We start from the raw sequence: 10,392 nt of genomic DNA on the forward strand, positions 1-10,392 counted from the left end.
GATGACGAACCCGCTCCAGAACGGCAACACCCCCGAACCTGTCCCCGACTCCAACTCGGTCTCAGGGCGAGCAAGATGGAGGTTCGGACACTCCCCCGAGGGGGCAGCGTCCGAACCTGTCCCCGCCCCTGGGGTGGCGGGGTCCGACTGGCACCGGGGGGTGCCAGACGGGAAGGCTGCGACCGGGGGCGGATCGCAGCCACGAGCCGCCCACACGGGGCGGCCCAAGGGGCGAGCGCGTCCGCGCGACAAGAAGCAGCGCCGCGCGCACAGCGTCCGCCTCAACCCGTCCGAACACACCCTCATCCAGGCCGGAGCGGATGCCGTCGGCATGAGCGTGGCGGGGTTCCTCGCCTACGCCGGGCTAGCCATGGCCCGCGATCAGTCCCGTACCGCCGTCGCCATCGCAACCGAACGCGATGTGCTCACCGAACTGTTCGCGATGAGGCGGCAGCTCGGCTGGGCCGGCAGCAACCTCAATCAAGCCGCCAAGATCCTCAACTCCGGCGGCGACGTCCCCAATCTGACCCAAGTGATGGCCGACGTCCACCGGGCGGCCGACGCGGTGAGGAGGGCTGCCGAGAAGGTAGCCAACCGACAGACGGACGAGGCACCTTGATCCCACAGATCCACAAGCAGGGCGCCAACACCCTGGGCCTGCTGTCCTACCTCTACGGCAAGGGAACCCACGAGGAACACGTCGACCCGCATCTCGTCGCCTCCTTCGACGGCATGTCGCCCGACCCCGGACGCGATACGACCGCGACCAAGAAGGACCTCGGGCAGCTGCTCGACCAGCCCCTCCATCTCCTCGCCGCAGACCAACGCCCCGACAAGCACGTGTGGCACTGCTCGGTGCGGGCAGCGCCCGACGACCCGGTCCTGGCCGACGAACAGTGGGCGGACATCGCCCGCCGCATCGTCGCCGCCACCGGCATCGACCCCGGCGACGGCGCAGGCTGCCGCTGGGCCGCCGTGCGGCACGCCGACGACCACATCCACATCGTTGCCACCCTCGTGCGCGAAGACGGCCGGCGCCCCGACCACCACCGGTCCGGTAAACGGGCACAAGCCGAAGCCCGTCTCATCGAGAAGGAACTCGGCCTGCACCAGGTCGCACGCGGCGACGGCACCGCCGCACAGCGGCCCACCAGCGCCGAACGCCACAAAGCCAAGCGCCAGGGCCGCGAGCGCACCGCCCGCGAGGAACTGCGCGAAACCGTACGACGCGCGGTGACCGGCGCGACGAGCGACGAGGAGTTCTTCGACCGGCTCGCCTCCGCCGGCCTCCTGATCCGCAAGCGCGCCGCGCCCTCCGGCGACCTCCTCGGATACAAGGTCGCCCTTCCCGACGACCGCAACGCCCAGGGCGAACCGGTCTTCTACCCCGGCGCACGCCTGGCCCCCGACCTGTCGCTCCCCCGCATCCGCGAGCGCTGGTCCGGTGACGCACAGGACGTACCGGCTGCACGGCGGGAGGATGCGATCCGTACGGGGCCGGGCAGTCCGGCCGCCGCGCGCCGCGGGACGGCCTCGGTCGCGTGGCAGGCCGTACTTGTAGTCGAGCACGGCAATGATGCGGTCGCCGCCGCCCACATCGCAGCGGCCGGCGAGGTCCTGGACGCCCTCGCGAAGACATCCGCGGCCCACACCCGCCGCGAACTGCGCGACGCCGCAACGGCCTTCGAACGCGCCTCGCGCTCTCACGTCCGCGCCGTACGCGGGCACGACCGCGCCCTGCGGCAAGCCGCCCGCGACCTCGTCCAGAGCGGCCCGGCCCTCGGCCGCGGCGAGGACGGCGCCACCACCGCGATGGCGATCGACATGCTGTTCTTCCTGATCACCGCCGCCGCGCACTGGCACGCCCGCAAGGGGCACGCCCAGCAGGCCGAGGCCGCCACCCGGGCCGCCGCGCACCTGCGCACCGCCTACCAGGCCGCCTCCGCCCAGCCCCTCGGTGTGCTCTACCAGCGCGGTCGGCGGCTGAGCCGGCCGATGCTCCAGCGGCAGACCGTACTGGTCCGGGAGGCGCTGCCGGAGCTGGCCGAGCAGATCCTCGCCGAGCCCGGCTGGTACGCCCTGGCCGCCACCGTTGCGGAGGCCGAAGCCGCCGGCCACGACCCGGCCGCCCTCCTGTCCGACCTTGCCGCACGGCGCGAACTCGGCACCGCGGACTCCGTCAGCGACGTACTCGTGTGGCGGATGCGGCAGGCCGCCGACCTGCCCGCCGACGCCTCCCACCTGCCCGAGACCAGCACCGCAGGGAGCCGCTCCGCACGCGCGGGACGACGACCAGGCCCTCCGAGCCTGGCAGGCGGTGCAGCGGGGAGGAGGCATCGCGCGAGACCAGGTGAGTTCCGCTGAGTGCCGAGTAGCTTCGTAAGCGACGAGAACCGGCTCTGTACCACTTCATGTGGTGACGTACGCAGCATGACTGTTGATCTTCGTGTGATGGTGGTTGGGGCCGCCCGAAAATCTCCCGACCGGAATGCGGTGAGTGTCCAGCGCTACACCACGACGGGACCGCTGCTCCCCCATCCCTGGCGGACCAGGTGGTCGTGTCCGATCCTCGGCCGGAGCACCTGTCCCACGGCCATGGCCGCCGTGCGGTGCCATACGGCTGCCCGACGTACCATCTCTGGGCCGCCGTGCCGGACCACCAGCACGCCCGCCCGCGCCCCGGCTGTGCGGGCCTTCTCCGCGTAATGCATCGCGGCTGCCCGAGCCTCGGCGATGCTGTCCCCGTCGATGAGCAGGATGTTCCGGCCCGCCAACTGGCAGACGGGCTCCTCCTTCGGCAGCCAGGGCGTGAGCGCGACCACGCCGAGCACCTGGGGATGAACGGCTGCACGCAACGCCGCCCGGCCCCCCATCCCGTGCCCCAGCAGAACCACGGGGACGTCTCCGACCAACCGGTTCAGCTCGCTGAGGGCCCGCAGGGCATCAACCTCCGCAGCACCGCCGTTCCAACCTCGCTGCCGGTAGCACACCTGTCCCAGCAGCGTCTCGTCCAGCAACACCGCCGACGCCGCGACCCGCATCACCGGCCGCATCCGCAAGGCACTCAACTGCCAGAGCCGCTCGGGGCGATCACTGACAACCGGTCCATCGTGCAGGCTCAGCACAGCCGCCCTCACCGACTCCGGTCTGTGACGCACCCACAGCGCAGTTTCACCCGGCGGCGTGTCCTGCCATCGCACCAGCATGGCGCCTCTCTTCCCTGGAAGAATGCGGGACTTTCCCCGGGGGGAATCCGTCTCCACCGCCGTATCGGCTTGTCCGAACTGCCGACCCATTCGAGTGAATCACGTACAACTTGGCGGAATTTCACATCTTCTCAAGGAGTCCCGAGGAATCCACCGGCGACGTGAATCATTGCGATTCCGATCCAGTCAGCCAATCCTCGCGACATTCAGAACAGCCGACAGCGCTTTTCACCTTCGACGTCCAAGGCCATTCGCAGGAGAACGGGACCAGGCTCCGCGAGGGGCACCCACCCCGTCTACGAAGACGGCATGCTGTGTGAAATGCGCGGCGGCCCGGCCGGGCCCTCGGGCCGCCTGCGCCGCCGGGTAGCCTTCGGCCCATGGCCGAGGGCGGCTAAGAAGTCCGCCTTGAACTCCCAGCCGATGGCGGCGCGGCCTGACGGGTGGCTCACCCGCGGGCATCGTTGAGGCACTGTTCGCTGCTCAACTGGCGCGTCCGCAGCGAGAGGGCTCTCATTTGACGCCTCAGTCGTGCGGTGTCTGCCCGCTCGAAAGCCAAACGACTGGGTTTGCTGATCATTCGCCTGACGGACAGCGGGCCCTGCCCGCTCATTGCGGGTGAGCGCTGCTTGATCGAGGTGGCGTTCTGTGGCCGGCCTCCTCGCGGCTCTTTCGCGCTGCTGGCTCACGCTCCTGGAGTGGGGTGGCGTAGACGACGAGGTTGTCGCGGTATTCGCTCCGTGCGCGGTCGTAGGTGCCTGAGCAGGTGATGAGGTGCAGGGCAGGTGGGCCGGTGGTCGCGTAGACCTGGCTGTTGGGGAGGGTGTCCTTCTCGTACTGGCGCAGTGCCTGGACGGTGAAGGTGATGCTGGACCGGTCGTCGCGGGCGAGGGTGACCTTGTCGCCCGGGCGGAGCGTGGAGAGGCCGTGGAAGGCGCCGGGGCCGGTGGTGGAGTCGACATGGCCGACGACTACGGCCGCGCCTGGGTCGCCCGGTCGTGGGCCGTCGCTCCACCAGCCAATCTGTGAAGGGCTTCGGGGGACTTCGAGGCGGCCGTCCTGCTGGACCCTCAGGCCGGTCAGGGGCTGGTCGAGGCCGATGGCGGGTATGCGGATTCGTATCGGCGGCGCCGCATTCGGGTGTTCCCCGGACGCGGCAGCCTCCGCGGGCCCCGTGTGCAGCGGCACGGTGCCTATGTCGATGGTTCCGGGGGCCCGCGCGGGTTCCGTCACTAGTTCGGATGTGCCGATGCAGGCCAGGGTTGTGCCCATGGCGAGGGCCAGAGCCCCGGCGGCTGCTTTCACGGTGGCTATTGGGCGGTGCCACAGACGACGTGTACGTGGGCTGTGGCGCGGTCGCCCGCCCCGCCGGGAGCGGGGCGGGCGACCGGAGAAGTGTGGGCTGCTCATGCCTAGCCGACGCGCCGTCGGCGCAGGGCCATTGCTCCGGCGCAGGCCAGCAGTACGCCGCCGGCCACGGCCGTGACAGGCACGAGGGGGAATTCGTCGCCGGAGACGAGGCCGCCGAGGCCCGCGCCGACGCCCCCGTCGGGGTGGAGGGAGTCGGCCTGGTTGACGGCCGCGGTGTTGGGGAGCGCCACGTACGGGAAGGAGTCTCCCGGCTCGCGGTAGGGGGTGTCGACGGCGTCGCCTGCCGCCAGGGCAGGCACGAGCTTGCCGGTCTGTGCGGCGCCTTCGAGCGCCTGGAGTTCGATGTCGACGACATCGTCGTTGAGCCGACGGCCGTTGGGGAAGCCGGCCAGGTCCTTGCCGAGGACGCCGAGGCGGTTGGGCTTGGCGGCCGGCGGGACCGACATGTTCAGGCGCAGTTCTTCGGCGGGGACCACCTTGGCCTTGTCGACGTCCGCGTTGAGCCGCTGCGAGTTGAGGTCCGCCTTGATGGGGCCGCACTCCTTGCAGATCCCGGTGAGGAAGATCTCGACCAGGTCGTTACGGGGCGTGGCCGGGGCGGGGACCCCGTAGATGTTCTGGATGAGCTTGGGGACGATCGGGTCCTTCACCTTGTCGACGACCGGTGTGACAGTGGCGTCCTTTTCCGGGCTCAGCGCGTTGAAGGCGTCCTTGTACTTCAGCGGCACGACCACTTCGTTGACGAGCGGGTTGCCCAGGCGTGAGACCTGGCGCCAGCCCTCGTCACCACCCTTGTCGGATGCGCCCTGCGCGTCCGTCGCCTTCCCGTCCTCGGCGCCCTTGCTGCCTGCGCCCGCGACGGTCGCTCCCCGGCGGTCGGTGGTGGACCACACACCGATCACGGGGTTGCGCGTGGCCTCGCCCTTGAGAGCGACGGCCTTCTTCGGCACCTGGATGGCGACGGTGTTGACGTTGTAGCCGGCGAGTGTGTTGTGCCCGGTCTCCGTCAGGTCACCGCCGTAGAGGAGGTCGAAGATCCGCAGATCGAGGAAGAAGGGGTCGGACGCCTGGCCCGCGAACGCCTGTCCGCCGTCCGGCAGCGGAAGCACGGCCTGCTTGCGCAGGGCGGCGTAGTCGGGCATCGACGCCTTGCCGACGTTGGAGGGAGCTACGGGCGCGTCCTTGAGGAGGGTCTTGCGCCTGCCGTCGCTGTCGGTGACCGTCAGGCTGTACGTCTGGCGGAAGTTCAGGGTTTCGTCGTTCAGCGACTTCACGACGCCCGTGTTGTAGAGGAACTGGTTGGCGTCGTCGCGGATGTGGTCGGTGAACTCCCACGCGTAGGTGGTGTCCGGCTTGCCGTTGCCGTCCGCGTCGATCTTGATGGTGTAGCGGGCGTCGTTGGCGAACGGGTAGAAGTTCGGCCCGCCGTTGGGCTCCTGGAAGGGGATCCAGTTCGCCACCAGGGTGACGGTGTCGGGTTTGTCCGGGCTGGTGAAGGCGTAGACGTCGGTGTTGTCGGCCCGGGGGTCACCTGCGGTCATCGGCGCTTCGCGGTGGCTTGATGCCGAGCTGGAGGCGGGTGCCAGGCCGGTGACAGCGGCCGCGGCCGCCAGGGCCAGGACGCCGGATGTGGCGAGGGCGCGTTCGGCCCGGCGCGAGGCGGACCTTCGTCGGGGCATGCTGGAGGAATGCATGGGCCATCCGTTTCCGGTGAGGGCCGCTTGCTCCGCGGGGGGTGACAGCGGGGCGGGCGGCTGGGAGCTGCGCTCCGAGCGCCACACTGGCCCCGCAGGAACTCGCCCTGATCGACGAATGACCGCGCGGTGAAGATCCCATAATGTGACGCTTGGTCGAATTTAGGTCACCATGCGTCGGGGGCGCCTGCAATGACGGCTGAGCCGAATGGGGCCTGCGCCTCCCCGCCTGGTGCTGTCACCGCGCGTTGGGGTCGGGTGGGATCGCGGAGGGGGACTGGGTGTACTGGAGTTCTCCCGCGGTTGCCACGGGCAGGGAACGCAAGGCGTGCACGATGTCGGGCCGTTTGGCGAGATGTGCGGCGACGGCGGGATCGGTGCCTTCGAGAAACGGAGATGCCGTACAGCGTGCGGCACCACGTGGCCGATCTCCAGGTCCGGTGGCGTCGGGTGATCCGGTCTGGGAGAGCGGGCGATCGCGTGCGGCTCGGGGAGCGGGATGCCGGGGCGGTCCGGAGCGGGGTCGGGGTGGACGAGGTAGGTCAGGACGATGCCGTCGCGGGTGGCGCGCCGGCTGGTCGAGTGCACCATGTGCAGTTCGGCGCGTTGGTCCAGGAGTGCGAGGCGTCTTGCGGTCTGGTCGGGGCTCGCGCCCCTGCCCGCCGCCGTGATCAGCCGGCGGCAGGCGTAGCCCTCGGTCGGACAGTGCCGCAGCAGCACTACTTCGACGGCGACGGGCGGGCCCGGAAGGGAGGCACCCCGCTACCGATCTTATTGCAATTGATACGCAAGTACGCAAATCGACCAGAAGGGGGTCAGCCCGCCCGCCCGCGCAGAGGCTCACGCGGCGGTCGCCCACCAGGTTCGACGAAGAGCGGTGCAGGAAGCGCAACACCATCGAACGGGCGATCAACCGGCTCGAGCACGCCCAAGCCGTAGCGACCCGTTACGACAAGCGCGGCTACGTGTTCCTCGGCACGGCTACCGCAACAGCCCTGGCCATCTGGCTCCGTACCTGACCGCCCGGACAAGTCCTAGCTGTTCCCCGTCGCTGCCCGCACGGTCAGGCCCAGGCCCACGGCGACGACAAGGAGCGAGGTGATGATGGGGCCGGTCCGCGCCAGCTTTCTGAGCAGGGAGTTGTAGGGAAGGGCCTGGGCCCGGTCACGGCTCTCGATCCGTTCGCGCAGGCGGACGAGGAGCAGTCCGGCGAGAGTGAGGGTGGCGGCCATGCCGATTCCGTAGCCGATGACGAGGAGGACGCCGAAGGCGGTGCGCCCCAGGGCGACGGCACCGAGGAGGACGACGAGGGCGGAGGGGCTGGGGACGAGTCCGCCGGCGATACCCATGCCGATGAGGCCGGAACTGTGCGCACGCCGGGCGTTTCCGGAGGCCGCCGACGTGCCCGACGGGTGGTGTTCGTGGTCCGGCCGGGCGAGGATCGCGACCGTCTGGTTCGCCTGGAGGTCCTCGACCGGCAGGTGGTGGTGAGGACGGCCAGGCCCGTGGTGGTGATCATGGCCGTTGTGGTGGTCGACGTCACTGTGGCTGTGGCTGTGGCCCGGCCCGTGGTGATGGTGGTTGTGTTGCGGCTTGCCCCGGAGGGCGCCCGTGAGGAGCCAGAGGCCGATGCCGGTGACGAGGAGCCCGCTTGCGGCGCCGAGCCACATCAGGACGGTTTCGCCGGCCAGATGGGTGGAGACGGGCAGGGCGAGTCCGAGGACGAGGACGCCGGCGGTGTGCGTGAGGGTGACGGTGGCCCCGACGGTGAGAGCGTCCCGTCTGGTGCCGCGGCGGCCCGCGAGGTAGGCGGCCATGATGGTCTTGCCGTGGCCGGGCATCGCAGCGTGGGACGCCCCGAGGACGAGCGCCAGGAACAGGGCCAGCAGTCCCACGGGCAGGGTGATCTCGCGGGCCCCGACGAGCGAGTCGAAGACCCCGGTGACCTTTGCGAGCACCCCGCTGATCACGCCCGCGCCGGGGAGGTCCGCCACTGCCGGTACGGTCGCCGTGCCCTGCCCGGGCTCGCTGCGCAGTGCCGCTGTGCGTTGGTTGAGCGGGGAGGCGAGGGGGTCCTGCGGGTATCGGCGCAGCTCGCGTGTGGCGGAGGTGGCGGGCACGTCGGTCCGGGTGATCCTGACGCCTTGGCCGGTGGCGGTCATCTCGTGCCAGCCGATGCGCGTGGTGTCGTAGTCCGTTTCGGCTCGGATGCCGGCGGGCTCGGTGAGATCGGCCGGGGCGGTCAGGCCGCAGGTGAGGCGGCTGGTCTTCAGGCCCGCTTCGCCGTTCTCGTACGCCAGGGTGGCCGAGGACTGCTTCCAGCTCGCTCGCGTACCGCCCACCCGCAGGTGCAACTGCCCCCTCAAACCGGAGCAGGCTTTCTCGGCGTAGACGCGCGATTCGGTGTCGCTGACGCTTCCGTCCTGGTCGGAGTCGATGCCGGGACGTTCCTGGAGGGCTGAGATCTCTGCCCGGTCGACCACGATCTGGGCGTCGATCCGGTCGGGCCGAAGGACGAGGCCCGTGTGGTAGTTGACGCTGAAGTTGCCCAGGGGGTGGGCCGTAGCCGCGGGGGCTGACGCCACGCTCGCGAAGGCGGCGAGTGTGGTGGCGGCCAGCGTGGTGAGGGCTCGGCGCAGGGTGTGGTTCATGGCCTGGTGTCGATTCGCTGGAGCAGGGCACGGGCGGCGTCGGCGTGCAGGGGATGGAAGCCGGGCTCACGCAGCGCTTCGGTCAGGTCGCGGCGCGCTGCCTCGGAATCGCCCAGTGCGTGGTGGATGGCGGCGCGGTGGTAGTGGAAGAGCGCGCTGCGGGTGCCCAGGGCCAGGGCTTTGTCGGCATGGGCGAGGGCTTCGGCATCCCGGCCGGCTCGGTGCAGGGCCCAGGCGTGGGCGTCGTGGACGGCGATGAAAGGCCGGGTGCGCTCGGCTTGTTCGGCCATGGTGACGGCCCGCTGCGGGTTACCGTGATCGGCTTCGAAGAGAGTCGCGTCGGTGTCCGCCGGGGCGCCGGCGGCCTCCCGGATGCGGTCCTGGGCGCGCAGGAGGGCGTACTGCTCTTCGGCCTGGTCCCGGTGGCCCAGGGACTGCTCGAGTTCGCCCAGGCCCAGCAGGTAGTGCGGCAGGGGGGCGATCGCGATGGCCGCCCGGTAGTCGGTGATGGCCTTGCTGGTGCCGCCCAGGGCCAGGTGGGCACGGGCCCGGGTCTCCAGGAGAGCCGAATCCGTCGGGGCGGCCCTGAGCGCGGTCTGCGTCTCGGCCAGGGCTGCCCGGGGGTTGGCGTCCTGGAGGTCCAGTGATGCCAGGATGTTGTGGGCGAACGCGATGTCGGCCGGTGTGGCCGCTGCCGCCAGGGATCGCCGCATCAGGGCACGGGCCCGGTCGGTGTCTCCCTTCAGCTCGAAGGCGTAGGAGGCGCGGGCGAGGGAGGCGGCGTCCGGGCGGAGATCCGTCATCTTCTGGACGGCCTCTTCGGCTTCGTCGTAGCGGCCCAGCTGGGTGTAGGCGTCGGCGAGGACTCCGTAGGCGGAGGAGCTGTAGGGGCCGCTGGTGGTGGCCTTGCGGGCCCAGCGCAGCGCGGCGGGGAAGTCGTGGCGGGCCGCGGCCAGGGCGCCCATGGCGACCTCCGCGTCCGTGTTGCCTTTGCTCTGTACGGTGAGTGAGGTGCGCAGTGCCTTCTCGGCCCGGTCGTAGGTGGCCGGGTCGGCGGTGGTACGGGCCTGCTGGACATACGCCATTCCCAGGGCGGCCCAGCCGCCCGGATCCTTCGGCAGGCGGGCCACCCGGGCCTGGAGCGCTTCGATCGACCCACGTGGCGGACCCGCTGACTGCCCTTGGCCCAACGGGCGGGAAGCAGTGGTCTGATCGGGTTCCAGCATGATCGCGCCGGCGGCGAACAGCGCCGCGCCCAGGGCCAGAGTGACCACGATGTTCCGCAGCCGTCTGCTTCCCCGTGAGGGGGATGGCGGCGGTGTGTACCGGGGCGCGGTGTGGTCCGGGTGCACGAAATATCCTCCCCAATCTTCGATGGTGCTGGTGCCGCGGTGCCCGGGCCGGCACCGTGGCCCAGCGGCGCGCCCGCCTCCGGGGCGGGCAGCAGCGCCAGATTCCCCAGGGTGCCGG

The 10,392-nt window shown here is 70.7% G+C and carries 7 protein-coding genes; 2 read left to right on the forward strand and 5 right to left on the reverse strand.

Features of this window, described 5'->3' with window-relative positions; translation table 11 throughout:
* Nucleotide 1 precedes the first annotated feature (1 nt).
* A complete protein-coding gene (locus ACFT4A_RS34625) occupies nt 2-619 on the forward strand; it encodes a plasmid mobilization protein (RefSeq protein WP_382838377.1) in 618 nt (205 codons plus the stop codon).
* Nucleotides 616-2,364, forward strand: a complete 1,749-nt coding sequence (locus ACFT4A_RS34630) for a relaxase/mobilization nuclease domain-containing protein (RefSeq protein ID WP_382838380.1) — start codon at nt 616-618, stop codon at nt 2,362-2,364. Before ACFT4A_RS34625 ends, ACFT4A_RS34630 begins: the two co-directional genes overlap by 4 nt.
* Nucleotides 2,365-2,507: 143 nt before the next feature.
* Here ACFT4A_RS34630 and ACFT4A_RS34635 read toward each other — a convergent pair whose 3' ends face one another.
* From ACFT4A_RS34635 to ACFT4A_RS34655, 5 genes are all read right to left on the reverse strand, one after another.
* Nucleotides 2,508-3,068: an alpha/beta hydrolase gene (locus ACFT4A_RS34635; protein WP_382838383.1), complete on the reverse strand. Its 561-nt coding sequence runs from the start codon at nt 3,066-3,068 to the stop codon at nt 2,508-2,510.
* Between the two features lie 747 nt (nt 3,069-3,815).
* Nucleotides 3,816-4,511 carry a class F sortase gene (locus ACFT4A_RS34640; RefSeq protein ID WP_382838386.1) on the reverse strand — a complete coding sequence of 232 codons (696 nt, stop codon included), beginning with the start codon at nt 4,509-4,511 and terminating at the stop codon, nt 3,816-3,818.
* Between the two features lie 107 nt (nt 4,512-4,618).
* Nucleotides 4,619-6,256, reverse strand: coding sequence for a DUF4331 domain-containing protein (locus tag ACFT4A_RS34645; RefSeq protein ID WP_382838389.1), 1,638 nt, complete (start codon nt 6,254-6,256; stop codon nt 4,619-4,621).
* 1,049 nt (nt 6,257-7,305) lie between these two features.
* Complete coding sequence (locus tag ACFT4A_RS34650; protein ID WP_382838392.1) at nt 7,306-8,922, reverse strand: nickel/cobalt transporter; 1,617 nt, start codon at nt 8,920-8,922, stop codon at nt 7,306-7,308.
* Complete coding sequence (locus tag ACFT4A_RS34655) at nt 8,919-10,274, reverse strand: tetratricopeptide repeat protein (RefSeq protein WP_382838395.1); 1,356 nt, start codon at nt 10,272-10,274, stop codon at nt 8,919-8,921. Before ACFT4A_RS34655 ends, ACFT4A_RS34650 begins: the two co-directional genes overlap by 4 nt.
* Between the last annotated feature and the right edge of the window lie 118 nt (nt 10,275-10,392).

It is taken from the genome of Streptomyces sp. NPDC057099, assembly GCF_042671245.1.
Lineage (GTDB): Bacteria > Actinomycetota > Actinomycetes > Streptomycetales > Streptomycetaceae > Streptomyces > Streptomyces purpurascens.